The 24,185-nt window shown below is 36.4% G+C and carries 25 protein-coding genes, 3 tRNA genes and 3 pseudogenes; 21 read left to right on the top strand and 10 right to left on the bottom strand.

What is annotated here, in order from left to right; genetic code table 11:
* Positions 1 to 9: 9 nt before the first annotated feature.
* Positions 10 to 306 carry a type IV secretion system protein VirB3 gene (locus L0Z58_RS04220; protein ID WP_010962887.1) on the bottom strand — a complete coding sequence of 99 codons (297 nt, stop codon included), beginning with the start codon at positions 304 to 306 and terminating at the stop codon, positions 10 to 12.
* 108 nt (positions 307 to 414) lie between these two features.
* Here L0Z58_RS04220 and L0Z58_RS04225 point away from each other — a divergent pair, with 108 nt between their 5' ends.
* Complete coding sequence (locus tag L0Z58_RS04225; RefSeq protein ID WP_010082403.1) at positions 415 to 1,950, top strand: lysine--tRNA ligase; 1,536 nt, start codon at positions 415 to 417, stop codon at positions 1,948 to 1,950.
* Between the two features lie 619 nt (positions 1,951 to 2,569).
* Positions 2,570 to 2,731 (top strand): hypothetical protein, encoded by a 162-nt coding sequence (locus L0Z58_RS06920; RefSeq protein WP_010962888.1) that lies wholly within the window; start codon positions 2,570 to 2,572, stop codon positions 2,729 to 2,731.
* On the opposite strand, the gene L0Z58_RS04235 is transcribed toward L0Z58_RS06920, so the two are convergent.
* Complete coding sequence (locus L0Z58_RS04235) at positions 2,682 to 2,825, bottom strand: hypothetical protein (RefSeq protein WP_153801319.1); 144 nt, start codon at positions 2,823 to 2,825, stop codon at positions 2,682 to 2,684. The genes L0Z58_RS06920 and L0Z58_RS04235 overlap by 50 nt on opposite strands.
* A gap of 65 nt (positions 2,826 to 2,890) precedes the next feature.
* A complete protein-coding gene (gene alaS, locus L0Z58_RS04240; protein ID WP_010962889.1) occupies positions 2,891 to 5,524 on the bottom strand; it encodes an alanine--tRNA ligase in 2,634 nt (877 codons plus the stop codon).
* A gap of 165 nt (positions 5,525 to 5,689) precedes the next feature.
* Here alaS and L0Z58_RS04245 point away from each other — a divergent pair, with 165 nt between their 5' ends.
* The 7 genes from L0Z58_RS04245 (at position 5,690) to gpmI (ending at position 11,761) form a co-directional block, all read left to right on the top strand.
* On the top strand, positions 5,690 to 6,133 hold the full coding sequence (locus L0Z58_RS04245) for a PAS domain-containing protein (RefSeq protein WP_010962890.1): 444 nt from the start codon (positions 5,690 to 5,692) through the stop codon (positions 6,131 to 6,133).
* 98 nt (positions 6,134 to 6,231) lie between these two features.
* Entirely contained in the window at positions 6,232 to 6,438 is a 207-nt protein-coding gene (rpmI, locus tag L0Z58_RS04250) for a 50S ribosomal protein L35 (protein ID WP_007548610.1), read from the top strand.
* A 20-nt stretch (positions 6,439 to 6,458) separates the two neighbouring features.
* Entirely contained in the window at positions 6,459 to 6,824 is a 366-nt protein-coding gene (gene rplT, locus L0Z58_RS04255; RefSeq protein WP_010962891.1) for a 50S ribosomal protein L20, read from the top strand.
* Between the two features lie 12 nt (positions 6,825 to 6,836).
* On the top strand, positions 6,837 to 7,736 hold the full coding sequence (fmt, locus tag L0Z58_RS04260) for a methionyl-tRNA formyltransferase (RefSeq protein ID WP_010962892.1): 900 nt from the start codon (positions 6,837 to 6,839) through the stop codon (positions 7,734 to 7,736).
* 80 nt (positions 7,737 to 7,816) lie between these two features.
* Positions 7,817 to 9,328 carry a bifunctional phosphoribosylaminoimidazolecarboxamide formyltransferase/IMP cyclohydrolase gene (gene purH / locus L0Z58_RS04265; RefSeq protein ID WP_010962893.1) on the top strand — a complete coding sequence of 504 codons (1,512 nt, stop codon included), beginning with the start codon at positions 7,817 to 7,819 and terminating at the stop codon, positions 9,326 to 9,328.
* A gap of 807 nt (positions 9,329 to 10,135) precedes the next feature.
* A tRNA-Asn gene (locus tag L0Z58_RS04270) sits at positions 10,136 to 10,207 on the top strand.
* Positions 10,208 to 10,240: 33 nt separating this feature from the next.
* Positions 10,241 to 11,761, top strand: coding sequence for a 2,3-bisphosphoglycerate-independent phosphoglycerate mutase (gene gpmI, locus L0Z58_RS04275; RefSeq protein WP_010082408.1), 1,521 nt, complete (start codon positions 10,241 to 10,243; stop codon positions 11,759 to 11,761).
* A 39-nt stretch (positions 11,762 to 11,800) separates the two neighbouring features.
* On the opposite strand, the gene fabD is transcribed toward gpmI, so the two are convergent.
* Positions 11,801 to 12,781 carry an ACP S-malonyltransferase gene (fabD, locus tag L0Z58_RS04280; protein WP_010962894.1) on the bottom strand — a complete coding sequence of 327 codons (981 nt, stop codon included), beginning with the start codon at positions 12,779 to 12,781 and terminating at the stop codon, positions 11,801 to 11,803.
* A gap of 128 nt (positions 12,782 to 12,909) precedes the next feature.
* Between fabD and rpmE the strand changes: the two genes are divergently transcribed.
* The 3 genes from rpmE (at position 12,910) to L0Z58_RS04295 (ending at position 15,385) form a co-directional block, all read left to right on the top strand.
* Positions 12,910 to 13,113 (top strand): 50S ribosomal protein L31, encoded by a 204-nt coding sequence (gene rpmE / locus L0Z58_RS04285; RefSeq protein ID WP_007548602.1) that lies wholly within the window; start codon positions 12,910 to 12,912, stop codon positions 13,111 to 13,113.
* Positions 13,114 to 13,151: 38 nt separating this feature from the next.
* A complete protein-coding gene (locus L0Z58_RS04290; protein WP_010962895.1) occupies positions 13,152 to 13,946 on the top strand; it encodes an NAD kinase in 795 nt (264 codons plus the stop codon).
* An 83-nt stretch (positions 13,947 to 14,029) separates the two neighbouring features.
* On the top strand, positions 14,030 to 15,385 hold the full coding sequence (locus L0Z58_RS04295) for a hypothetical protein (protein ID WP_010962896.1): 1,356 nt from the start codon (positions 14,030 to 14,032) through the stop codon (positions 15,383 to 15,385).
* A 197-nt stretch (positions 15,386 to 15,582) separates the two neighbouring features.
* Here the strand turns inward: L0Z58_RS04295 and L0Z58_RS07075 are convergent.
* From L0Z58_RS07075 to L0Z58_RS04320, 4 genes and pseudogenes are all read right to left on the bottom strand, one after another.
* Positions 15,583 to 16,677, bottom strand: a pseudogene (locus L0Z58_RS07075) (IS3 family transposase).
* Positions 16,678 to 16,695: 18 nt separating this feature from the next.
* Complete coding sequence (locus tag L0Z58_RS06640; protein ID WP_010082387.1) at positions 16,696 to 16,971, bottom strand: transposase; 276 nt, start codon at positions 16,969 to 16,971, stop codon at positions 16,696 to 16,698.
* 42 nt (positions 16,972 to 17,013) lie between these two features.
* Positions 17,014 to 17,394 carry a helix-turn-helix domain-containing protein gene (locus tag L0Z58_RS06645; protein ID WP_007549224.1) on the bottom strand — a complete coding sequence of 127 codons (381 nt, stop codon included), beginning with the start codon at positions 17,392 to 17,394 and terminating at the stop codon, positions 17,014 to 17,016.
* Positions 17,395 to 17,436: 42 nt separating this feature from the next.
* A pseudogene (locus L0Z58_RS04320) lies at positions 17,437 to 17,711 on the bottom strand (transposase); the annotation flags it as partial.
* On the opposite strand from L0Z58_RS04320, the gene L0Z58_RS04325 reads away from it, so the two are divergent.
* The gene (locus tag L0Z58_RS04325; protein WP_227738648.1) at positions 17,607 to 17,906 is read left to right on the top strand and encodes a hypothetical protein; all 300 of its coding nucleotides are present in this window, start codon (positions 17,607 to 17,609) and stop codon (positions 17,904 to 17,906) included. The pseudogene L0Z58_RS04320 and the gene L0Z58_RS04325 sit on opposite strands and share 105 nt — an antisense overlap.
* 119 nt (positions 17,907 to 18,025) lie before the next feature.
* Here the strand turns inward: L0Z58_RS04325 and L0Z58_RS04330 are convergent, their stop codons facing one another.
* Both L0Z58_RS04330 and L0Z58_RS04335 read right to left on the bottom strand, forming a co-directional pair.
* Positions 18,026 to 18,166 carry a hypothetical protein gene (locus L0Z58_RS04330; protein WP_179945714.1) on the bottom strand — a complete coding sequence of 47 codons (141 nt, stop codon included), beginning with the start codon at positions 18,164 to 18,166 and terminating at the stop codon, positions 18,026 to 18,028.
* A 670-nt stretch (positions 18,167 to 18,836) separates the two neighbouring features.
* Positions 18,837 to 18,909, bottom strand: a tRNA-Gly gene (locus tag L0Z58_RS04335).
* A 180-nt stretch (positions 18,910 to 19,089) separates the two neighbouring features.
* Here L0Z58_RS04335 and L0Z58_RS04340 point away from each other — a divergent pair.
* From L0Z58_RS04340 to L0Z58_RS04380, 8 genes and pseudogenes are all read left to right on the top strand, one after another.
* Positions 19,090 to 19,710, top strand: a complete 621-nt coding sequence (locus L0Z58_RS04340; protein ID WP_010962900.1) for a ribonuclease D — start codon at positions 19,090 to 19,092, stop codon at positions 19,708 to 19,710.
* Between the two features lie 127 nt (positions 19,711 to 19,837).
* Positions 19,838 to 20,161, top strand: coding sequence for a thioredoxin (gene trxA, locus L0Z58_RS04345; protein WP_010962901.1), 324 nt, complete (start codon positions 19,838 to 19,840; stop codon positions 20,159 to 20,161).
* Between the two features lie 42 nt (positions 20,162 to 20,203).
* Positions 20,204 to 20,280: transfer RNA gene (locus L0Z58_RS04350), tRNA-Ile, on the top strand.
* Between the two features lie 70 nt (positions 20,281 to 20,350).
* Positions 20,351 to 21,007, top strand: a complete 657-nt coding sequence (locus tag L0Z58_RS04355; protein ID WP_022626367.1) for a CADD family putative folate metabolism protein — start codon at positions 20,351 to 20,353, stop codon at positions 21,005 to 21,007.
* Positions 21,008 to 21,213: 206 nt separating this feature from the next.
* Positions 21,214 to 21,432, top strand: coding sequence for a dihydroneopterin aldolase (locus tag L0Z58_RS04360; RefSeq protein ID WP_022626368.1), 219 nt, complete (start codon positions 21,214 to 21,216; stop codon positions 21,430 to 21,432).
* Positions 21,429 to 22,705, top strand: a pseudogene (gene folP / locus L0Z58_RS06820) (dihydropteroate synthase). The gene L0Z58_RS04360 and the pseudogene folP overlap by 4 nt, the downstream one beginning before the upstream one ends.
* Positions 22,702 to 23,181 (top strand): dihydrofolate reductase, encoded by a 480-nt coding sequence (locus L0Z58_RS04375; protein ID WP_010962904.1) that lies wholly within the window; start codon positions 22,702 to 22,704, stop codon positions 23,179 to 23,181. Before folP ends, L0Z58_RS04375 begins: the two are co-directional and overlap by 4 nt.
* Position 23,182: 1 nt before the next feature.
* Entirely contained in the window at positions 23,183 to 23,920 is a 738-nt protein-coding gene (locus L0Z58_RS04380) for a putative folate metabolism gamma-glutamate ligase (protein ID WP_010081866.1), read from the top strand.
* Positions 23,921 to 24,185: the final 265 nt, after the last annotated feature.

The raw sequence follows: 24,185 nt of genomic DNA on the forward strand, positions 1-24,185 counted from the left end.
CACACAACGTTAAGCAATATCATAAGAATTGGCTCCATGGTAAAAACGATTTAAACATTTCGAGCACTTTCCCAATTTTACCATAAATAATTCAATAAACAACGGTTCTTTTGCAGAAGCTATATAACCAAGTCCATGTATACCTGGTAACATTAAGAGAATCACTCTTAAATCATTTGAATTAATGAAAATTAGCATGCAAATCAGGACGTTTAATATTGCAAATATATAACTCACACCAAAGAGCATTGGAGGTCTTGTAAGACCTTTAAATAATTGATCTGTTTGTATACTACCTGTGGACATATCTTTAACCTTCTAATAATAGCTCTAACACTAATACTATATCATTATATTAAAAATCCATTGAAACTAGTAGCACTTTAAGTTAAGATACATTATTTAATCCCGATAATGACAAATTGGCCATTTCAAGAAGCAGAAAAAATATTGCAAGAGTTTCCTAATAAAAAAGAAATAATATTTGAAACTGGTTATGGACCCTCTGGTTTACCCCACATAGGAACCTTTGGAGAGGTTTTCCGCACTACAGTTATTGTAAATGCATTAAAAAAAATAGCTCCTGGTATAAAAACCAAAATCATTGCAGTTTCAGATGATATGGATGGTTTGCGAAAAATACCAGATAATGTGCCAAATCAAGAGATGCTAAGAGAGCACTTAAATAAACCATTGACTATGATACCTGATCCATTTGGCACTCATCAGAGTTATGGTCATCATATGAATTCATTGTTGTGTAAATTTCTTGATATGTTTGAATTTGAATACGAGTTCAGGAGTGCAACAGAGTGTTATAAATCTGGCGTTTACGATGAAAAACTTTTACTCTTACTGAAAAATTATGATAAAGTGATGGACGTAATGCTTCCATCATTTCGGGAAGAAAGACAGCAGACTTATAGTCCATTCTTGCCAATATGCCCAAAAACTTCTCAAGTTTTACAAGTTCCAGTAATTGAAACAAATACAGAGAAAGGAACAATCACATATGAAGACCCAAACGGGGAAAAAATAGAAGTTCCAGTGACAAAAGGAAAATGTAAACTGCAATGGAAACCTGATTGGGGAATGAGGTGGGCCGCATTTGGAGTAAATTACGAAGCTCACGGAAAAGATTTAACTCCATCTGCTGTGCTTTCAAGTCAAATATGTGAAATACTTGGAGAAAAGCCACCACTTCTGTTTTGCTACGAGCTTTTCCTTGATAAAGAAGGAAAGAAAATATCAAAATCAAAAGGAAATGGCATTTCAATTGAAGAGTGGCTAACTTACGCACCAACAGAGAGCTTAGCATTGTACATTTTTCAGAGTCCTAAAAAAGCTAAACGTTTATATTTTGATGTGATACCAAAATCAACTGATGAATATTTAGAATTTGTAAAGCGTTATCATGAGAACAAAGAAAAGGATATAAATAATCCTGCTTGGCACATTCACCAGGGCAATGTTCCCAGTATAGAAACTTCAGGCATAAATTTCTCACTACTTTTAAACCTAGCAGCAGCTTGTAATGCTGAAAACAAAGAGATCCTATGGGGTTTTATATCCTCTTATGCACCAAACGTTACACCAGAAAATAATAAAATGCTTGATAGACTTTCAGACTTTGCAGTAAAGTATTATCACGATTTTATCAAGCCAACAAAATCATATAAAACTCCAAATGAAAAAGAAAAAGCAGCGTTACTAGATTTGAAGGACACTTTACATTCTCTATCTACAACTGCTACTGCTGAAGAAATTCAATCTCAGGTATTTTCTATTGGAAAAAAATATGATTACACCAACTTACGTGACTGGTTTCAGCTATTATATGAAACGTTACTTGGCCAAAAAACCGGTCCAAGAATGGGATCTTTCATAAAGCTTTACGGAATAGGTAATACGATTTCTCTCATAGAAAGCGCTACTAAATGTATACTTTAGAGTTTACCTCCTTTCATTTGAGCTCTTTAGTTTTAATAAGAATTCCTTGACAAACTCCGCTAGCCCCCTTATCATGAAACTGAAGCTATTGTATTTGCTTTCGCCAATCTGCAGATTAAAAGGTAAGGATTACTTAATGTATCGGCGTCTTATGTTCAATTTTTTGCAGTATATAGATACTGTATGTCTTTACAAAACTTCATCTACATCTAGATTTTTATCTAAATAAGCTGAACGCGCTTATAAAGCGTTACAAGACATCAAAAAATGCCAATACTCGACAGAGATAGTAAAAGACTAGCTAACTCGGGGATTCTTTGTCTTTTTTTCTGCTTAGTAAATTTCTTAAACGTTTGCAGCGTAAGTTAGTTGCAATTAAAAGCAGCTGAATTTCGCTTGTCAAGCGTTTAAAACATAAAAAACGCCAATATTTTAAAGCGGATAATAACCACGGGGCTTCTTTTGCCTTTTTTTTCATTTGGTAAATTTCTTAATGTTTGTGGCTGAACGACAACCGTCATCCCGCTACTTGTTAGCGGGATCTCTTGTTAGCGGCTGAGATACCGCGAATGAATCGCGGTATGACGGTTCGCGGCGGCATGAAGATAAGGTTTATACCTTGTCATCCCAGTGCTTGACACTGGGATCCAGCTTTCTTTATAAATTCACCAAAAGTGCTTCATTCTATAACGCAAAACCCATACTCACCAAATCCAATGCATTACTTGCAATTAAGTTTCCTGGATCCCAGTGTCTGGGCACTGGGATGACACCATCATAAAGGAATCAGTGTCAGCTACTTTCATGACACCATTCTTTTTCCTGGATCCAAGTAGTCGAGCTACTTGGATGACAGCTAGCCTGACAACCGTCATCCCGCTACCTGTTAGCGGCTAAGAGATACCGCGAATGAATCGCGGTATGACGGTGTAGACGATGGTTAAGTATCCCGCTGCTTGTTAGCGCCGCGGCGGTATGACGGTTCGTGGTGGTATGACGTAGAGTGCTTAGAAGCTGTTATTTTGCTATAAATGGCTGTAATGGCATCATCTATTTTATTGCTATCACAGCCTGTTTGTGCAAGTTCAGCATTCCCACCACAGTTCTTTTTAACTGCTATGGATATTAGTTCTTTTGCGCTAATCTTATTGATTAAGTCTTTACTTACTTTAATAATCAAGACTGTTTTATCTTTTTCTGTTGCCGTAAAAGCTATTACCGTTTTTGGTTTTTGTTGCTGCAAAACAAACTCTCTTATTACATTTGCTGGAATATCAGTGAAAGTGTGGCTTATAAAATTTATTCCATTTATTTCGGTGCTTTTTATATTCTCTGCACTCACAAGCTTTTTATATAGGTTTTTTATTTTGGTTTCGGATTTTTTGTGTTCTTGACTTAAAATACTTAATCTGCTTGTTATTTCACTCACTGGCGCTTTTACGAATTCTGCAACTTTTTTTAAGTTAATTTCATTATCACGTACATAATTGATTGCTTCCTGACCAGTTAAAGCTTCAATTCTCCTCACTCCAAAAGCAACAGAACTCTCTGTTACTATCTTAAACAAACCAATTTCTCCAGTATGTTCAACGTGTGTGCCACCACACAGTTCCCTTGAATCTCCAATCTTCACTACTCTTACTTGGTTGCCATATTTTTCACCGAATAACGCCATAGCTCCTTCGTCTATTGCCTGATTCATGCTTTGAATTTTTGTAGATGCGGAAAGATTTTCTCTGATTAGAGAGTTTACCATATCCTCTACCCAAAACAACTGATCTTGAGTCATTTGAGTGTTATGGCTGAAGTCGAATCTCAGTCTATCTGGTGCAACTAGGGAACCTTTTTGAGTGACATGATCACCTAGAATTTTTCTGAGTGTAAAGTGCAGAAGATGTGTAGCTGAATGATTTCTTCTTAAGGTTTGCCTTCTTTCCTTGTCAATGCTTGCTGCAACTGTGTTACCTTTACAAATTGAACCGAACTTAACTATGCATCTGTGCAAATATAGGTCATTAACCTTATTGGTATTCTCGACTATAATAATACTTCTATCAGATTTGATCAGACTGCCAGTATCTCCCACTTGTCCACCTGACTCGCCATAAAAAGGTGTTTTATCAAGTATAATGGTTATCTTTTCTCCCTCCTTTGCAGAATCAATTACTTCATTTTTAGAGGAAACTATAGCTAGTATTTTCGCATCACTTACTTCATTGAACTCATAACCAACAAATTTTGTTTTGCCAAATTTATTGATCAAATCAAACCATACTTGCTCAACAGATTTTTCACCAGATCCAGCCCATTTAGCACGTGCTCTCTCTTTTTGTTCTCCCATTGCATCATCAAAACCCTTCTGGTCAAAATTTATTTTTTTCTCTTTTAAAACATCAAGTGTAATATCCAAAGGAAATCCGTAGGTGTCATATAGCTTAAACGCTGATTCTCCAGGCAAAGTATCGCCCGATTTTAAATCTGTAGTGAATTTCTCCAGGAGATTGATACCTTTCATCAAAGTGTCTTTAAAGTTTTCTTCCTCTGATTTTAACGTCGTTTCTATTAAGCTTTTAGCTCTGACTAATTCAGCTCCCATATAAGCCGAACTCGTGCTATCTATCAACACTGGAAAAATACGATGGAGTAGGGAATCATTATATCCAAGCAGGTGAATATAACGTGTGGCTCTCCTAATTAATCTGCGTAATACGTAATTCCTGCCTTCATTTCCAGGAAGCACTCCTTCTGCGATGAGAAATGCAGCCGCGCGAAGATGATCTGCTATGATCTTATGCGCTATTTTATTTTCCGTTCTTCCACAGTACTCTTGTGATTTACTTATCAGAGCAGAAAATAGATCAATATCATAGTTATCATGGACGTTTTGCATAACAGCCGCTATTCTTTCAAGGCCCATTCCAGTATCGATGCATTTTTTTGGCAATTTGTGTAAATTACCTTCTTCATCTTTGTTAAACTCCATGAATACCAGATTCCAGATTTCAACAATTCTATCGCCCTCTTGTAAATTAGGACTCCCATGGTCATAAAAAATTTCAGAACATGGACCGCACGGACCAGTGCTTCCCATACTCCAAAAGTTATCATCCGTTGTAATTCTTATGATTTTATCACTTGAAAAGCCACTTATCTTACGCCAAATCTCGTACGCCTCATCATCAGTATGGTAGACGGTTATGGATAGTCTGTTTTTATCAAGAGATAACTCTTTAGTGATAAATTCCCACGCAAATTCTATCGCAGTTTCCTTAAAGTAATCACCGAAGCTAAAATTTCCGAGCATTTCAAAAAATGTGTGATGCCGAGTTGTATAGCCAACATTTTCCAGATCATTGTGTTTACCGCCTGCTCTTAGGCACTTTTGACTTGAGACAGCACGTTTCATTTCAGTTTTTTGAGCACCAGTAAAAATATTTTTAAACTGCACCATACCAGCATTTGTGAACATGAGCGTTGGGTCATGTTCTGGAATCAAAGGAGAAGAAGAAACCTGCTCGTGGTCATTATTTACAAAAAATTTTATAAATCTTTCTCTGATTTCGTTTAGCTTCATCGTTTTTATTGAGGTTATCTATAAATAATAAGTTGCAATGGAAATAAAATCAATACCACTCTCTAGATCTCAGAACTTCTAGTGACATGCACCTTGTGGTAAGAAAAAATCAATATATTCACGATAAATTTACCTCATATCTGTGTTTTATATGTGGAAATTGGAATGGAAATTTATGTAGGCAAAGAAAAAAGAATAGCAAATGTGGTGACTCAACACTGGAATGACATAAAAGGATCAGACAGAGATTGGCCAGAAAGGCATGAAATAGACACTGCAGAAATAATGGAATCATGGCAGCATTGTTTTGTCATTGAAGTCAAGGATCAAGGTTATATTTGTGAAAATGCAGGAGAAAAGGCTGTTGAATTCTATGGTTTTGAGAAAAAGACGCGCATTGATAATAAGTATGCAATTGATGCACCATTTTTGCGACTATATAAAATAGATGCAGTTATTGATAAACTTGATACTGTAATAGAGAGTAAATGCCCGATCAATGAAGAGGAAGAAAGTGAAAGTGTTAAAATGAGGCAAGTATTGTTGCCACTTGGGAATAAAGAAGGTATAACACACATATTGGGCGTAATTACTTTTAAACTCCTTTAATATACAATTTTAATTTGATTCTTTAATAAAATTATTTATACTAATGCTTAATTACTATTAAAGAACTCAATAGTAGTGCTTGTAAATTTATTTGGAATATGAAGAAAATAAAATTAAAAACCAAATCTTCTGTGAAAAAGCGCTTTCACCTTACAGCTAAGGGTAAAGTTATTTCTACTCAGTCAGGCAAAAGGCATGGCATGGTAAAGAGAAGTAAATCTAATATTCGTAATCAGCGCGGTACAACGATTCTTGGTAAATCTGACTCGCGTATAGTTAAGCTTCATATGCCTTACGGTATTTAACAAAATGGAGGTAAAATAAAATGGCTCGGGTAAAACGTGGAGTCACTACTCACGCTCGTCATAAAAAAATATTGAAACTGGCAAAGGGTTATAGAGGGCGTGCAAAAAGCTGTTATAGAATTGCATTACAAAGAGTTGAAAAAGCACTGCAATATGCTTACAGAGACAGAAGAACCCGTAAACGTGATTTCCGTAGCTTATGGATAATACGTATTAATGCAGCAGCAAGAGAGCATGGGCTTACTTATGGTAGGTTTATGCATGGTCTTACACTTGCCGGCATTGATTTAAATAGAAAAATTCTTGCTGAGATGGCAGTTAATTATAAGGATGATTTTGCCAAATTAGTAGAAACTGTAAGTGGTAAATTAGCGGAGAGTTCTTAAAGCAAAAACACCATGAGAATTATTTTCATGGGATCACCAGGATTTGCTGTTAATTCTCTGAGCTTGTTACTGAAATCAAAGAGCGAAGTGGTGGCAGTATACACCAAGGCTCCAAAACCTTCGGGGCGTGGACAGAAGCCAACGAAATCTCCAGTACATGTTATCGCTGAAGAAAGTAACATAGAGGTATGTACTCCTATCTCTCTAAAGTTCTCGGCAGAGCAAGAAAAATTTAGAAATTTCAAGCCAGACGTTGCGGTTGTTGCCGCGTATGGATTGATACTTCCAAGAGAAATTTTGAATATTCCTAAATATGGTTGTATTAATATTCATCCTTCATTACTACCAAGGTGGCGTGGTGCAGCCCCGATACAGCACACAATTTTAGCAGGAGATCAAGAAACCGGGGTTAGCATTATGCAATTGGATGAAGGATTAGATTCCGGCACTATTTTAAAACAGGAAAAATTTCTTATCGAAAAGAACGATAATTACAAGACATTGCATGATAAATTATCTAAGCTAGGCAGTGATTTACTGCTGAAAGTGCTAAACGAAATTGAAAAACAGCTTCCCTTAAAACAGAACGATAACGATGCATGTTACGCTGACAAAGTGGAAGACTATAAAATTTATGCAAGTGATGCTTGTGAAGTTGCTTATAGAAAAGTTAAAGCGTTTTACCCAAAAGCATTCATTAAGATAGAAAATAAACGTATCAGGATACTTGATGCTGACTTTGAAGCTCTCGCTTCAGAACAAGGTAAGATTGTTAACGATAATATGCACATAAGTTTAAAAGGTGGCACTTTAATTCCTAAAGTTGTACAAATGGAAGGGAGAAATCCTTGCAGTATTGAAGATTTTATTCGTGGCTTGAAATCAAGCATGGTAAAAAAATTTATAGAATAGGCTGCTTTAAATTAGTGTAGAAATGTAATAGCTAAATTTCCTTTTCTTAGATATAATCTTAAAAAACTTTCCATATAAAAATGAAAATAAAAAGAGCTTTAATATCAGTATACGATAAAACGAATATAATTGATCTTGCATCGTTTTTAACGCAGCAACAAATAGAAATTCTTTCAACGGGCAATACTTATAAACTGCTATCTAGTGCAGGAATAAAAACACAAGAGGTCTCAGATTACACACAATTTCCAGAGATACTGGGTGGTAGAGTAAAAACTTTACACCCTAAAATTCATGGAGGCATACTTTGCAATAGAGAAAAACACAAAACGGAAATACAAAATCTAGGTATTGAGCCAATAGAACTGCTTATAACTAACCTATACCCATTTTGGGAGACAGTAAGTAGCGGCTCAAATGAAGAGCAAATTATAGAACAAATTGATATCGGCGGAGTGGCGTTAATTAGAGCTGCAGCAAAAAACTTTCGTTTTACTTCAGTTATTTCTAGCATTCAAGACTATGAAGCACTGAAAGCTGAGATGATAGAAAATAACAATAAAACAACATTGGAATATAGAAAACACTTAGCAACCAAAGCATTTGCTCTCACTGCACACTACGATTCTAATATTCACAGTTGGTTTTTATCCCAGAGTAAAAATAATGAGTTACCAGAGTTTTTTGCTCTATACGGGCATAAAGTACAAGAACTCAGGTATGGTGAAAATCCCCATCAAAAAGCTGCATTTTATAGTAATCAATTTACAGAATATCCGTTGGAAAAACTACATGGAAAAGAGTTGAGTTATAATAATATAGTAGATATAGAATCCGCACTTAACATAACTTCTGAATTCGAAGAACCTGCAGCAGTGATAATCAAGCATAATAACCCATGTGGCGCTGCTATTGGTAATAATGCTTTGGAGGCATATGAAAAAGCTCTATCGTGCGATGAAGTAAGCAGTTTTGGTGGTATAGTTGCCTTAAACCGGGAGATAGATTTAAAGCTAGCAGAAAAATTAAACGAGATATTTTTGGAAGTAGTGATAGCACCATCGGTAAACAATGAGGCACTAAAAATTTTACAAAGAAAGAAAAATTTAAGAGTGATTATTCATAAATCTTTTCAACAAAATGTGAAATACCAAACTAAAAATGTTGTTGGTGGGTTTTTGGTGCAAGAAAATAATGACCACACAATAAAAGCAGAACAAGTAACAGAATGCACTGCAACAGACAAAGAAAAAAAAGATCTTATTTTTGCCTGGAAAATATGTAAGCATGTGAAATCCAACGCAATAGTTATAGCAAAAGATGGTTGTGCTATTGGCATCGGTGCAGGGCAAACAAGCAGAATAGATAGTGTGAACATTGCAGTGAAAAAAGCAGGTGAAAAATGTAAAGGTGCAGTGCTTGCTTCAGATGCATTTTTTCCATTCCCAGATAGCATAGTAGAAAGTGCAAAACATGAGATTACAGCTATAATTCAGCCCGGCGGCTCGCTGAAAGATCAAGATGTGATAAAAGCTGCAAATGAAAATAAAATTGCTATGTTTTTCACTGGCGTTCGCAGTTTTTTCCATTAGGCTTTGTGTCTTATCGTCATACCGCCACAAACCGTCATACCGCGATTCATTCGCGGTATCTCTCAACATAGATCCCGCTAGCGGGATGACAAATATACCGCCGCGGCGCTAACAAGAGATCCCGCTAACACGTAGCGGGATGACGAGCTTATCGTGCTGCCACGAACCGTCATGCCTCTGCGAACCGTCATACCGCGATTCATTCGCGGTATCTCAGCCGCTAACAAGCAGCGGGATGACGGTTGTCGTTTAGCTATAAATGTTTAAGAAATTTACTAAATGAAAAAAAAGGCAAAAGAAGCCCTGAGGTTATTATCCGCTTTAAAATATTGGCGTTTTTTATGTTTTAAACGCTTGACAAGCGAGATTCAGCCGCTTTTAATTGCAACTAACCTACGCTGCAAATATTTAAGAAATTTACTAAGCAGAAAAAAAGACAAAGAATCCCCGAGTTAGCTAGTCTTTTACTATCTCTGTCGAGTATTGGCATTTTTTGATGTCTTGTAACGCTTTATAAGCGCGTTCAGCTTATTTAGATAAAAATCTAGATGTAGATGAAGTTTTGTAAAGACATACAGTATCTATATACTGCAAAAAATTGAACATAAGACGCCGATACATTAAGTAATCCTTACCTTTTAATCTGCAGATTGGCGAAAGCAAATACAATAGCTTCAGTCTCATGATAAGAGGGCTGGCGGAGTTTGTCAAGTAAGTTTTTTTGTTTCTATGGGTCAGTTGGACTTAAAGTCTACACAAAAAACGTTTACAACCAACGTTCAACATGGTAAATTAAAAACGGTTTATTCCTCGGTAGCTCAGTGGTAGAGCAGTTGGCTGTTAACCAATTGGTCGCTGGTTCGAATCCGGCCCGGGGAGCTCTTCTCTGTGAAATTCTAGTGTTGATTTTATATGAACATTAAATCAGTGGTTTTATGTATACTAGATGGCTGGGGAAATGGAATAGAGAATAATAAATACAACGCTATCAGCAACGCAAATCCACCCTGTTGGCAATATATTAGCTCTAATTATCCAAAATGCAGTTTATCCGCCTGTGGAGCTGATGTGGGGTTACCTGGTGGTCAAATAGGTAACTCAGAAGTTGGCCATATGAATATTGGCAGTGGTAGAGTGGTAATACAAAGCCTTCAGCGCATTAATCAAGAGATTGGAACAATAGAAAACAATGTAAATCTACAAAGTTTTATTAATGATCTAAAAAGTAAGAACGGAGTATGCCATATAATGGGATTGGTGTCCGATGGTGGTGTTCATTCGCATCAAAAGCATATTTCAACTTTAGCAAATAAAATATCACAGCATGGAATAAAAGTGGTGATACATGCATTTTTAGATGGCAGAGACACATTGCCAAATTCAGGAAAAAAATGCATTCAAGAATTTACAAAGAGTATAAAGGGAAATGACACAAGAATTGCTACTGTTTCTGGGCGTTACTATGCTATGGACCGTGACAACAGGTGGAAGAGAACAATCGAAGCTTATGAGGCTATCGCATTTGCAAAGGCACCTTGTCATGATAATGCAGTATCGTTGATTGAGAATAACTATCAAAATAACATAACTGATGAGTTTATCAGGCCCGCAGTAATAGGTGATTATCAAGGTATAAAACCAGAAGATGGAGTGCTGTTGGCTAACTTTCGTGCTGATCGAATGATACAATTAGCAAGTATTTTGCTTGGCAAAACAGATTACGCTAAGGTAGCAAAATTCTCTTCAATTTTAAGTATGATGAAGTATAAAGAAGATCTCAAAATTCCTTATATTTTTCCTCCTACTTCTTTCGCTGATACTCTAGGACAAACAATAGAAGACAATAAATTACGACAATTACGTATCGCCGAAACCGAGAAATACGCTCATGTGACTTTCTTTTTCAATTGTGGAAAAGAAGAACCTTTCTCTGGTGAAGAAAGAATACTCATTCCCTCACCAAAAGTTCAAACTTACGATTTGCAGCCCGAAATGTCAGCCTTCGAGCTCACAGAAAAGCTTGTAGAAAAAATTCACTCCCAAGAATTCGCACTGATAGTTGTAAATTACGCTAATCCTGATATGGTAGGGCATACAGGTAATATAAAAGCAGCCGAGAAAGCTGTGCTAGCTGTAGATGATTGTCTTGCGAAAGTGCTGAATGCTGTTAAAAAGTCAAGCAACACCGCATTAATTGTTACTGCAGACCATGGTAACGTGGAATGTATGTTCGATGAAGAAAATAATACACCTCATACAGCACACACTCTAAATAAAGTGCCATTTATTGTGTCTTGCGATAATCTAAAACTAAGAGACGGAAGGTTATCTGACATTGCCCCTACTATTTTACAGCTACTTGGAATTAAAAAACCAAACGAAATGACAGGCAGTTCGTTGATTTCTTGCATTACCCTCTGTCATTCCAGCTAGGCAGCGTTATGCACCGGAATGACATCAAATAGATGTGTTTTAACTTAATCCAACTTTTAAATTTTTCGCTGTTAGTACTAATGATTCATTAAAGAAGCTGTCAATATCACCAATACTATCTATATTTTTTGTACTGATAGATTGGTCAATTCTTTTGACCAAATTAGATAAAACTTTATTAGGGCCAATTTCAACAAATTTGTTAATGCCACGGCTTGACATATACAAAACCATTTCTCTCCATTTCACTCTGCTTACAACTTGCTTGGCGAGTAAAGTTTTTATAACTTTGGGATCACTCTCCTCTTTAGCTGTAACATTTGATATCAAAGGAACTATAGGACGGGTTATTTTAATACCCTTCAAAAACTCCAAAACTTTTTCATCAGCAGGTTTCATAAGAGATGAATGAAAAGGCCCACTAACCTGTAATTTAATTAGTTTCCTCACACTCGAGTTTTTGAATAAATCGGGTAACATTTCAAGAGCTTCTCTAGTGCCACTTATAACCACTTGTCCGCCACCGTTATCGTTTGCAATTTCACAAATTCCGTCAATTTGAACTGATTTCAATATATCTTCCACTTCATTTATCTCTGCTCCAAGCAACGCAACCATTCCGCCTTTACATTTCAGTGAAGCTTCATGCATTGCTTCGCTGCGAACTTTCAGCAGCTTGATTGCAGACTCAAGCGTTAACGCTCCTGCAGCACACAGCGCTGTATATTCGCCAACTGAATGCCCACAAACATATTTAACATTGTGATCAGTGAAAAGAGATTTGCCAAACACATGCTCCATAACACGTAGCATTGCAATTGATACTGCCATTATAGCTGGCTGAGCGTTTTCTGTAATGGTTAATTCTTCAATAGGACCGTTGAAGATTAAATGAGACAGCTTTCCATCCAATATGCTATCTACTTCATGAAATACTTGTCTTGCAACAGAAAACTCACTATATAAGCTCTTTCCCATTCCTACAAACTGAGAGCCCTGACCGGGGAAAGCAAAAATCATGATAGTTATTATTTATTCCTTATTAAATATACTACTTTATTTATTTTTTGTCAATATTTTAGAATAATGATTGACTTAGTGAATTAAGTTCACTAGAATATTAGCTGACTAAAAGTTTATAAACAACAATGAATTATCATAAAATTATTATAGTTATGACAGACGGTCAAGAGTTTGAAACTCGTTCCACTTATGGAAAGGAGGGAGATAGGGTAAAACTTGATAGAGATCCTCTTACTCACCCTGCATGGACTGGAAGTTTGACAAGCGGGTTAGCAAGTAAAACTAGCAAATTAGCTAAGTTTAACGATAAATATGGAAGCATTTTCTAATTCTCCTCCTCTTTAAGTTTTAGAGAGTTTACTGAAGCATGCATAAACACAAAAATATAGGCTATGTTGCTTCTCCATCACCAAAATCGCAGGAAGTATCTAAACTATTAAAGAAACTTAATTTTATCAATATAACAGAAGAAAATAAGTCCGAAATCGATCTATTGATAGTTGTTGGCGGTGATGGCTTTATGCTACGCACTTTGCACAATTACGTCATAGAAAATAAAAACATGCATGTGTATGGGATAAATACTGGCAATGTTGGGTTTTTGATGAATAAATGCTTTAGCTGCAGTGAAGATTTAATTGATCATATAGAGCATGCAACTTCAACTCAGTTAACTTTGCTAAAAATGGAAGCAACAGACACAAGTGGCAAGAGATATCATTACATAGCAGTAAACGAAGTATACGTTTTTAGAAAAGCGAACCAAATAGTAGAGATGAATATTACTATTAATGATAAGCTAAAAGTAGAAAAATTTAGAGGGGACGGAGTAATATTATCTACCCCCACAGGCAGCACTGCATACAACTTCTCTGCCGGTGGCCCAATCTTGCCGCTAAATTCAAATTTACTTGCACTCACTTCTATCAATAGCTATTACCCAAGGCATTGGAATGGAGCGTTAATATCAAACGATACAATCGTACAAATTGACATTAACGACACAAAAAACCGTCCAGCACTTGTAGTATCAGATTACAAGGAGTTCCATAATATATCACAGATAAAAATACAAAAAGACCACGAAAACACAATAACTTTGCTTTTTGACAAAGATTACCCTCTGAATGAAAGAATCTTTGATAGACAATTTCTATACTAATAATTATCCGTAAATTGGTATTTACTATATCTTAATAACTATAGCGTAATCAATGCAGCATAGTAATTAATTTTGGAGTGAATATGCCTGGACCAGTAAATGAAGAACAAACAGTAACATTAATTTCTTCCACATCAATAAGTGAAGATGGCGAGATAACACCAAGAATTTTACCAATACCAGCACTTAGGACAAGTACTCCGAAAAAAAATGATGAAAATACAGCTTTAGAAGCTTTGTTAGAGGAAGAATTTAAAGAGAAAAAAAACAGCAATGCTAATTCAAGAGATCCGTTAACTCTTGAGACTCAAGTATCACCTCCTTCCCTAGAAGAAACAAAAGGTGAAGAAACTCATGTTGACGTGCCACAAAATTCAACTCTAAGCAGATCCCCTTCTCAAGAGACAGTATTTGATGATCCTGATGATCGTGATAAAACATTAACACGGTTAAGCAGAGAATCAAGTAACAAACTTAGCAATGTACCTTCAACTTCTCCACCATCATATAAGACAGATGACTCTGAAGAGTCTTTGTCACTAAATTCTGATGTAGGTGGCACAACAAATAAAAAAACAAACAGATTCTTGCCAAGAGCAAAGTATTCCATGCAGCAGAAGGGCTTTATAATTTTTACTGCAAGTGCTATTATACTCAGTATATCTGCAGCTTTATTATATTTACAAGATAAAGCAAAATTTATTGCATTTTTTACAAACAGCCCAAAATATATCACTATACCAGTTATCGCACTTGCTGCATTGCTTGCAATTGGTCCAATATTTTTTGCAACAAGGCAATTTATAGATACTGAAGAACATTCCATTCAAAAAAAAGATGCGGATAAAATTTTAGCTGAGGTGTTGGAGCACCAGCCAAAAGATAAAGCTATAAAATCTGTAAGACTGGAATATAGCAATGGCACTCATTCAAATTTTGTACTTAATGCTTGGGAAGCTAAACAAGGCTTCACTAACATTGACGAAAAAGTAATTACTAGAACTAATAAAATAAAATCAGTAATTAACGACAGACCAATATTTACTGCATTATTTACTGGTGTAGTTGCTGCAAATATAGCGTTTCCTCTAGGGCTACTTGCAACACATGGTGTTAATGGTGTACAAAAATTTTACCAAAACCCTTTGACTAATAACATAGGATTATCATTACTTATAGGTTCTGGTATACTTGCATTATCAATTATATGTCTTGGCGTGCATTATTATAGAAAAACAAATTGCACTAACCTTATATATTCTGAAGAAGAGATTGATCCTAAAGATGTTAATGGGAAATTCATTGAGGAAATAAAACGAGAAAGAACAAATGTTCTTGGGGAAAATCACAGTAAAGACGCTAAACGCAGCAGCTTAACGCTTGAGCAAGTTGTGGTTCAATCTCATAATTGTAAGGATATTGTTTATAGTGTCGGTTAATAAAATGCATGATATAGCTAGTGCAGCCCTACGTCATACCGCTGCAGACCGTCATACCGCGATTCATTCGCGGTATCTCTAGATCCCGCTAACACGTAGCGGGATGACGATTGTCAGGGTAGCACCTCCCTCCCCTGTCATCCAAGTAGCTGACTGACCTTACCCAGAAAAAGTGGAGAGAAAGTTTGGAATGTTTTTCACAAAGAGAATGATGAATCAAAATGCTCAGGAATGCAATAGTTAATAGTGACGTTGTTTGTTATAAAAAATTTCTATATATTCAAATATAGCAGTTTTGATATGCTGTTTAGAGTGCCGAGAGGTGTCTATTGGTAACTCCCTTTTTAGAGAACTGAAGAAGCTTTCCACAACAGAATTGTCGTAACAACAACCTTTATAACTCATCTATGTTTTTTATGGATAAGAGATATTGATAACCTTGCGAAGTATATTGTGAACCTTGATCACTATGTAATAGTAGATTTTTGGCAGGTTTACGCTTGTTAACGGCCATTAATAAAGAGTCCATAACCAATTGTTTATTTATTGAACTGCTCATTAACTACCATGCGTGAATATAGATCGATTATTGTTGCCAAATATAGCCATCCTTCTTTGGTTTTTATATAAGTAATCCCATACTTTATTTGGTTGATCGACAATAAAGTTTTGGTCTAATATATTGGGAGCTACTGTCCGTTTGTTGTTTCTTAATTTTAAATTTTCTTCTCAATATAGCCTGAATACCATTTTTCTGCATAATACTTTGCACTGTTTTTAAGTTGCAACTTTTACCCAAAGCCTTCAATTCAGCATGAATTTTAGGAGCTCCATATCTACATTTAGAAACTTGATATATTTTTTGAATAGCTGCGAGTAGCTCTTTATTTGCTGATTCTCTACTGCTTATTTTTCTTGTGGTCCACTTATAGTAGCCACTAGCAGAAAATCCTACATAATTCCTGTACTTTATAGCAGTTACTATGCTCTTTTATAAAAAAATATTTTACTCTTTTTGACTGGCCAGGGCTTTTTTTTAAATGTCTCTTTCCCTTGTTACTCTTGCTTTGTAAATCAAACCTCTCTTTGTCGTAAGGAGCCATGTTACCTCTACCTGGAAATGCATCTGCTGCCGACTTTTTTTCGTTGTGTTTCTTTATCCATTTTCCTAATAAACCACCCTTTATTCCTAAATCCTTTGCTATTTTTGTAATTGTTTGACCTGCCTTTCTTTGTTCATTTGCCAGTTTAACAGCTTCCAATTTGAATTCTGCCGTATATTCTCTTGCCATTTCTAATCCTCCAAAATTTTATTTTACCCGAAAAAACTCCTTTCTTTCTCTCCACTTTTTCTGGGTAAGGTCAGTCTGTCCAGGTTCCAAGATCGGTGTCAAAAATTGCTCAAACCATCCATTAAAAACATCCATATTACAGTGGCCTTCAAAGGTTAACGGAACAACTATCTTTCTTCCACTTAAGGCTGCAACCATACTGATTCGTTGAGTTTTCTTTCCAGATTTTAAGGCATAAAACCGCTGTCCTTTCTGGCAATATCCGTAGTTCGGTGTTATCAATGCCAGACTCATCTATATACACTAAGTTTTTAGGTTCTTTTGTCGCTATAATTTTCAAAAATTCAGCACGTTTTTCTTCGTTTCTTTCCTTGTATCCATATGTCTTTTTTTGCGCGTAAATCCAATTTTTTTAAGGGCTCGATAGATCGTTTGGATACTAACGTTGTTCCAAAGTTTAGCCATTTCCGATAGAGTCTTTCCTCCGTGTTCTCTGGCAAATTTGGCAAAGGTATCCCAGTCGGTAATTTTGTGATTGTAACCCCCATTTCCAAGTTTTTTTGATTGAAAGTCTCCTGTTTCTTTTCTTCTTTGCTGCCACTCCCATAAAGTAGTTCGCCCAATCTTAAATCTTGCTGCCACTGTTTCTCTGCTTTCTCCTTCGTCTAGCGCTTCCATTGCTTTTTTTCTTAAATCATAACTATATGCTGCTGGCATTCAACCTCCTTATCATCATCTACCCTTATCCTATCACATCCGGACTTTTATGGAAAGAGCTATATTTTTATCAATTCTGCAATCATTTATCTTAATATTAAGTTTCTTTTGATGCTTGTGAATAGCTGCAAATCTCTTCCTATTTGTTGCAAATACCCTTTTATAAACCCGACTGTTTGTCTTAAACCAATTCTAAAGAAACTGACGATTATATGCACCAAAATCACAACTTTATCACTATAAATATAGTTGCCGCCCTGCATTTTTGGACAATTCTCGTACCAATTTTCTATGGCGTCATTGATATAACAAAAAATGCTTCCTCTTTCTTGGAGAAATTTGCTATATTCATGGCAGTTACTGACTCTCATTTTTTGTGGCATATTTTTTCTTCAACAGTTAAATGGCTATTTATAATGAATTTTGTCAGTAACTGCCAGTTCTTTTCACTTGAGCGATGCAACAAAGCCCACTGGGATCCAGGAAAGTTTGCTTGTAAGCAAGCAAACTAGCATGGAAAGTTTATACTAAATGAATGTTTTTGATGAGGTTGCACAGAAGCTGGATCCCAGTGTCAAGCACTGGGATGACATCATCCTTTTTTGGATTCCAGACTGGAATGACAGCAGTCCTACGTCATACCGCCGCGGTATTTCCAGATCCCGCTAACACGTAGCGGGATGATGGTTGTCAGGGTGTTGTCCAAGTAGCCTCCTTCTTCTGTTATCCAAGTAGCCTCTTTCTTGTCATCCCAGTGCTCCTTTCTTGTCATCCCAGTGCCCAGACACTGCGATCCAGGAAACTTAACTTTACACCAGGTAATAAGAACTGGATTCCAGCGTCACGCGCTGGAATGACAGCAGTCCTACGTCATACCGCGATTCATTCGCGGTATCTCAGCCGCTAACAAGAGATCCCGCTAACAAGTAGCGGGATGACGGTTGTCGTTCAGCCACAAACATTAAGAAATTTACCAAATGAAAAAAAAGGCAAAAGAAGCCCCGTGGTTATTATCCGCTTTAAAATATTGGCGTTTTTTATGTTTTAAACGCTTGACAAGCGAAATTCAGCTGCTTTTAATTGCAACTAACTTACGCTGCAAACGTTTAAGAAATTTACTAAGCAGAAAAAAAGACAAAGAATCCCCGAGTTAGCTAGTCTTTTACTATCTCTGTCGAGTATTGGCATTTTTTGATGTCTTGTAACGCTTTATAAGCGCGTTCAGCTTATTTAGATAAAAATCTAGATGTAGATGAAGTTTTGTAAAGACATACAGTATCTATATACTGCAAAAAATTGAACATAAGACGCCGATACATTAAGTAATCCTTACCTTTTAATCTGCAGATTGGCGAAAGCAAATACAATAGCTTCACTATCATGATAAGGGAGCTGGCGGAGTTTGTCAAGGGATTTTTGACGAAATGATTTTGAAAGCAAAGAGCGGGAGAAGGGGTTCGAACCCTCGACCTCAACCTTGGCAAGGTTGCGCTCTACCAACTGAGCTACTCCCGCAATTAAATTAACCTAAATTTACTTAATTATAGGCATATACAGCGATTTGTAAACCCCGTGTACACGAAAAATGTGAGAGCCCATAAATTTGCGTGGTTCCTTCTATGATCTTTTCGTATACTTAAGACTCATTTTTGATTATCATAGGTTTTCAATTGTGCCAAAAAATGTATTCATTTTATGGGAATATTTTTATATAAAGACGACTTGCCAGCTAGTTCAATACCAGATGATATAAGGTCTATAGCTGTTGATACCGAGGCAATGGGGCTACTTCATAGCAGAGATAGATTATGCCTTGTGCAGCTCTCTTTTAATGATGGCAACGCTCACTTAGTTCAACTCAAGAACGATTATACAGCGCCAAATTTAAGAAAAATATTAGAGGATAAAAATATAACTAAAATATTTCACTTCGCGCGATTTGATGTGAGCATAATACGTTATTACTTGGAAACTTGGGCACTTCCGTGCTATTGCACAAAGATAGCTTCACGTTTAGTTCGCACTTACACAGATAATCATAGCTTAAAAGAGTTGTGCTTAGAGCTGCTTGATACCAAACTAAATAAGCAGCAGCAATCTTCTGATTGGGGAAATGAAAATTTAACAGACAAACAAAAAAGTTATGCTGCATCTGATGTTTTGTATCTCCACAGGATAAAGGAAAAGCTAGACTTAATGCTGGAGCGTGAAAATAGAAAAGAATTGGCCCAAAAGTGCTTTGAATTTCTTCCTACTCGTATTGAATTAGACTTAATGGGTTGGGAAAACGTGGATATCTTTAACCACCAGATGTAATAGAAGTTTTTTGTTTGTGCAAAACACTTTAGGGCAATTTTTCAAGCTCTGCGGTAAGAATTTAGTTGATTAACTGCTAATAGATACGCTATGTTTTACAAGCAATCGTTTTAAGTTTAGGTATTTTATGAGTGATGATATTACACCGGTAAATGATCAAAATTTCAAATCTGAAGTCACTGACTATAAAGGGTTTGTTCTGGTAGATTTTTGGGCAGAATGGTGTGGGCCATGTAAAAGTCTAATGCCGCGTATTGAACAGTTGGCTAAAGACAGAAAAGGCAAGATTAAGATCTGCAAGTTCGACATAGATGAAGGGACTGAAGTGCCAAGTAAGTATGGGGTTCAATCTATACCTACTTTGATTATATTTCAAGATGGTAAGGAAATTGCACGCAAAATTGGTGCAACAAATGATCTGCTAAGTTGGGTTGATAGTGAAATAAGCTAATAGACAAATTTGCTTTTGTGTGTATTATAAATATTGATAAAAGGGATTGTAGCTCAGTCGGTTAGAGCAGTTCGCTCATAACGAATTGGCCGTAGGTTCGAGTCCTACCAATCCCACCATTGTTAGCATGATCGTAACAATGAGAAAACTATAGTATATGAACTATATATTAATGTAATGGGGGAAATGATGGAATTTACTAAGTCTCTAAATAACAAGTTAGATGAATTGCACTTACTAAATCATCCATTCTACCAATCATGGAATACAGGAAGCTTAAGCTTGCAAGCTTTACAAACCTATGCTAAAGAATATTATCACCATGTTGCTGCGTTTCCTCGTTACATCAGTGGTATACATTTTCTGTGCCCAGATCTAAAAATGCGACAGGTTTTACTTGGTAATTTAATAGAAGAGGAACAAGGTGATGAAAATCATCCAGAGTTATGGAAACGTTTTGCTGAAGGGCTTGGCGTTGCGCGATCTGATCTTCGTGAAAGTGCACAGATTAAGGAGACACAAGAATTAATTGATGGTTACTTTGACATTGTAAGATCAGGTTTTGCAGCAGGTCTTGGAGCCTTGTACGCTTACGAACGTCAAACTCCAGAGGTTTCCAAGTCTAAAATTGAAGGTTTAAAAAAACACTATTCAATAAGTGATGAGCGTTCTCTTCAATTTTTTACGGTCCATATGCATGCTGATGAATGGCATTCTGAGGAATGTGCAAATCTTATTGAAGATCTAGATGAAAAAGAGCAAGATAAAGTTATGCAGGGTGCTCAAAAGGGAGCAAGGCTCTTGTGGGGTTTTCTTGATGGAATGATGAATGCTAGCGTGTGTTAGTAGTTGTAAGTAGCTTAAACTCAGTGATGTTGGAATGCAATGTCTGCATGTAATCTTCTTATATCTGACTTACGGCTTTGGGTTCATTTAGGCTATAGTGCAGAAGAGAAGTATCATTCTCAATTAGTTAGTGTTAATATTGATTTTACCTTTCAATCCCCCCTTTAGGACTTACAACTGACCGGCTTGAGGATACTATATGCTACTTGGAGGTAGTTCAGAGTATTCAATCTCTCGTTCAAAGCAAGCAATTCAACTTAATCGAGCATTTAACTCATGATATATACAGGACCATTAATAACCTTGTGATGCAAAAAAAGCTTATTATTTCTTCTATAGGCGTAACTATTCACAAAGTTGCACCACCTGTCCCCAGTGTGCATGGAGGTGTTTTCTTTACTTATCGTAATGCGTTGCAAGAATGATTTACATTTCTGTTGGCTCAAATATAGGAAATCGCTTTTCCCATTTACAAAAGGCTGCTCAGTTACTGCAGGAGCGCTATTTTAAAAATTTAAAATCTTCAATTATTCTGGAAACTAAGGCTATTTTACCAAATGATGCTTCACCTGGGTGGGACAGGCCATTTCTAAATATGGTTGTGTATGGAAGTTGTTCTTCTTCTCCTGAAGAGCTGTTAAAGGGCCTTAAACAAATTGAATGTGACATTGGCCGTCTGCAGGTCTATGAAAAATGGGCACCTCGCGTTATTGATTTGGATATTTTGTTATGGGATGACCTGACACTTGATACACCCTACCTTAAGATTCCTCACCCAGAATTGATAAACAGACCATTTTTGCTTCACTTGATGACAATGCTGAACCCTATGGCAGTAGTTAACAAAACGTTTGGTACTGTTAACCCTAACATTAAGGATTGCTTTTTAAGGAGTTTTACGCTTTCACCAGAGCTTGTAGGTATTGTCAATATTACTCCTGATTCATTTTCAGATGGTGGTCTTTATTATGATGCAGATCAAGCAACCAAGCACTGCGGCTGTTATCAGATGGTGCAAGCATAGTTGAACTTGGTGCTCAATCAACAAGACCTGGCTCCTCAATACAAACTCCAAAAGCAGAATATGCACGCTTAAAACCAGTGCTTGATAATCTCAATCAGTATATGAAAGTTGGTGACATTAAAGTCAGCATTGATAGTTTCTGGCCAGATGTTATTTTGAATGTTTTGGAGCACTACAACATTGCCTGGGTAAACGATCAGAAGGGAGATCTAGATGATAATACCTTAAAAGCGATTGCTAGCAGTGGATGTAGTATCGTTATTATGCATTCACTCTCCATACCACCACATAGTGACAACATTATCCCAAGTGACATTGATCCAATCGATACCATAAATAATTGGGCAGAAAGGAACATTAATAGATTACTAGCTCTAGGTTTTGATCAAAGCTCGATCATTATTGATCCTGGTATTGGTTTTGGCAAATCTATGTACCAGAATATCCAGATTTTACGCAGTATAGAAACGTTACAAAATTTTGGCTGCAAAGTTCTGGTTGGCCATTCTAGAAAGTCATTTATTTCTTCTTTTTCTACAGAACCTGTCTTTAACCGAGATTTAGAAACAATTGCTACATCATCTGTATTACACAACAAGGTTGATTTCCTTCGAGTGCATAATGTGCGTGATCACATGCGATTTTTTGTAGCTCAAGCTGCTTTACAGGGATGATAGTTATCGGAATTATGGCTGTTGATCCCAAGGGGGTAATTGGAATAAATAATGGATTGCCCTGGCATTATCCAAGTGAGTTAGATCATTTTCGTCAGGTGACTGAAAAACAAGTTATTGTTATGGGGAGAAAGACATTTGAAACTATGCCTCAAGACATATTAGGGAATCGTATCCCTGTTGTTTTTTCTCGTGACAAATTAAATTCTTGTTTTAACAGAGGAGTAAAATGCACTATTATTTCTTCTATGCAAGAGTTTTTGTCAATCCAAAGTAATTCTAAAGTCTTCATGATTGGTGGAGCACAAATAGCGTATCTTTTTTTGGAGTATGATCTAATCTCAGAATTTATCATAACAGAAATTCACAAACCCTATAAAGGTGATGTATATTTCAACTTAACACTTCTTGATGGATGGCATAAAACTATTCTCACCAAAACGAAAGATTATACTATATGCAAGCTGACACGTTAATATGCATGTTGAAGCAATTTATACCCACCGCATTGAATGTGGAGAAGTATTAGAGCAGGTTCTTGATCGCTATGTTTCAGAGTTGCTAAGAGAGGAAGTTGTTCTTGCTATCACATCAAAAATCATTTCTATTTGTCAAAAACAAGTGGTTTGCAAAACTGCTTGTTCTAAAGAAGAGCTAATCAAAAGAGAAGCTGATGCAATTGTTGATGTAGACCATAATTCTTACGGCATCTATTTAACAATCAAAGACAATATCTTAATTCCATCTGCTGGTATTGATGAATCAAATGGTAATGAAATGTATATTTTATACCCAAAGGATGTTCAGAAAACAGCTCTATCAATATGGAACTATCTCAAGACAAAACACTGCATAAAACATCTTGGTATTTTGATTACAGATAGTAACATAACACCTATGCGCCTTGGGGTTACGGGCGTTGCTCTTGGTTGGTGTGGATTTGAACCATTTTATTCCTATATAGGCAAGCCAGATCTTTATGATCAACCACTGCAAGTAACACAAGTCAATCTTCTTGATGCGCTGGCAACGTCTGCTGTTTTAGTTATGGGAGAAGGGGCGGAGCAAACACCAATGGCAATAATTAGTGGCGCACCAAAGATTCACTTTCTTACTCGTCCGCCAACTACAGAAGAAGAAAAAAGTGTGAAGATATCTATGGAAGAGGACCTTTACTCTCCTCTCCTCATGCGAGCCCGCTGGTTAAAGAGTTAAAGAGGAACTTAAAAATTTGCTATTAGACTTCTTACATAACCATATAACATTGGGAATAGAAACAAAAAACTTACTTGACACCCTTCGCCAGCGCCCTTATCATGATAGTGAAGCTATTGTATTTGCTTTCGCCAATCTGCAGATTAAAAGGTAAGGATTACTTAATGTATCGGCGTCTTATGTTTAATTTTTTGCAGTACATAGATACTGTATGTCTTTACAAAACTTCATCTACATCTAGATTTTTATCTAAATAAGCTGAACG

Origin of the sequence: Wolbachia endosymbiont of Aedes aegypti (assembly GCF_021496215.1) — a bacterium.
In the GTDB taxonomy this organism is placed as follows: domain Bacteria; phylum Pseudomonadota; class Alphaproteobacteria; order Rickettsiales; family Anaplasmataceae; genus Wolbachia; species Wolbachia pipientis.

Coding starts and splice junctions, on each gene's coding strand:
- L0Z58_RS04220 (WP_010962887.1), bottom strand. CDS start 306: ATGTCCACAGGTAGTATACAAACAGATCAATTATTTAAAGGTCTTACA.
- L0Z58_RS04225 (WP_010082403.1), top strand. CDS start 415: ATGACAAATTGGCCATTTCAAGAAGCAGAAAAAATATTGCAAGAGTTT.
- L0Z58_RS04235 (WP_153801319.1), bottom strand. CDS start 2,825: ATGACGGTTGTCAGGCTAGCTGTCATCCAAGTAGCTCGACTACTTGGA.
- alaS (WP_010962889.1), bottom strand. CDS start 5,524: ATGAAGCTAAACGAAATCAGAGAAAGATTTATAAAATTTTTTGTAAAT.
- L0Z58_RS04245 (WP_010962890.1), top strand. CDS start 5,690: ATGGAAATTTATGTAGGCAAAGAAAAAAGAATAGCAAATGTGGTGACT.
- rpmI (WP_007548610.1), top strand. CDS start 6,232: ATGAAGAAAATAAAATTAAAAACCAAATCTTCTGTGAAAAAGCGCTTT.
- rplT (WP_010962891.1), top strand. CDS start 6,459: ATGGCTCGGGTAAAACGTGGAGTCACTACTCACGCTCGTCATAAAAAA.
- fmt (WP_010962892.1), top strand. CDS start 6,837: ATGAGAATTATTTTCATGGGATCACCAGGATTTGCTGTTAATTCTCTG.
- purH (WP_010962893.1), top strand. CDS start 7,817: ATGAAAATAAAAAGAGCTTTAATATCAGTATACGATAAAACGAATATA.
- gpmI (WP_010082408.1), top strand. CDS start 10,241: ATGAACATTAAATCAGTGGTTTTATGTATACTAGATGGCTGGGGAAAT.
- fabD (WP_010962894.1), bottom strand. CDS start 12,781: ATGATTTTTGCTTTCCCCGGTCAGGGCTCTCAGTTTGTAGGAATGGGA.
- rpmE (WP_007548602.1), top strand. CDS start 12,910: ATGAATTATCATAAAATTATTATAGTTATGACAGACGGTCAAGAGTTT.
- L0Z58_RS04290 (WP_010962895.1), top strand. CDS start 13,152: ATGCATAAACACAAAAATATAGGCTATGTTGCTTCTCCATCACCAAAA.
- L0Z58_RS04295 (WP_010962896.1), top strand. CDS start 14,030: ATGCCTGGACCAGTAAATGAAGAACAAACAGTAACATTAATTTCTTCC.
- L0Z58_RS06640 (WP_010082387.1), bottom strand. CDS start 16,971: ATGAGTCTGGCATTGATAACACCGAACTACGGATATTGCCAGAAAGGA.
- L0Z58_RS06645 (WP_007549224.1), bottom strand. CDS start 17,394: ATGCCAGCAGCATATAGTTATGATTTAAGAAAAAAAGCAATGGAAGCG.
- L0Z58_RS04325 (WP_227738648.1), top strand. CDS start 17,607: ATGCACCAAAATCACAACTTTATCACTATAAATATAGTTGCCGCCCTG.
- L0Z58_RS04330 (WP_179945714.1), bottom strand. CDS start 18,166: ATGACAAGAAAGGAGCACTGGGATGACAAGAAAGAGGCTACTTGGATA.
- L0Z58_RS04340 (WP_010962900.1), top strand. CDS start 19,090: ATGGGAATATTTTTATATAAAGACGACTTGCCAGCTAGTTCAATACCA.
- trxA (WP_010962901.1), top strand. CDS start 19,838: ATGAGTGATGATATTACACCGGTAAATGATCAAAATTTCAAATCTGAA.
- L0Z58_RS04355 (WP_022626367.1), top strand. CDS start 20,351: ATGGAATTTACTAAGTCTCTAAATAACAAGTTAGATGAATTGCACTTA.
- L0Z58_RS04375 (WP_010962904.1), top strand. CDS start 22,702: ATGATAGTTATCGGAATTATGGCTGTTGATCCCAAGGGGGTAATTGGA.
- L0Z58_RS04380 (WP_010081866.1), top strand. CDS start 23,183: ATGCATGTTGAAGCAATTTATACCCACCGCATTGAATGTGGAGAAGTA.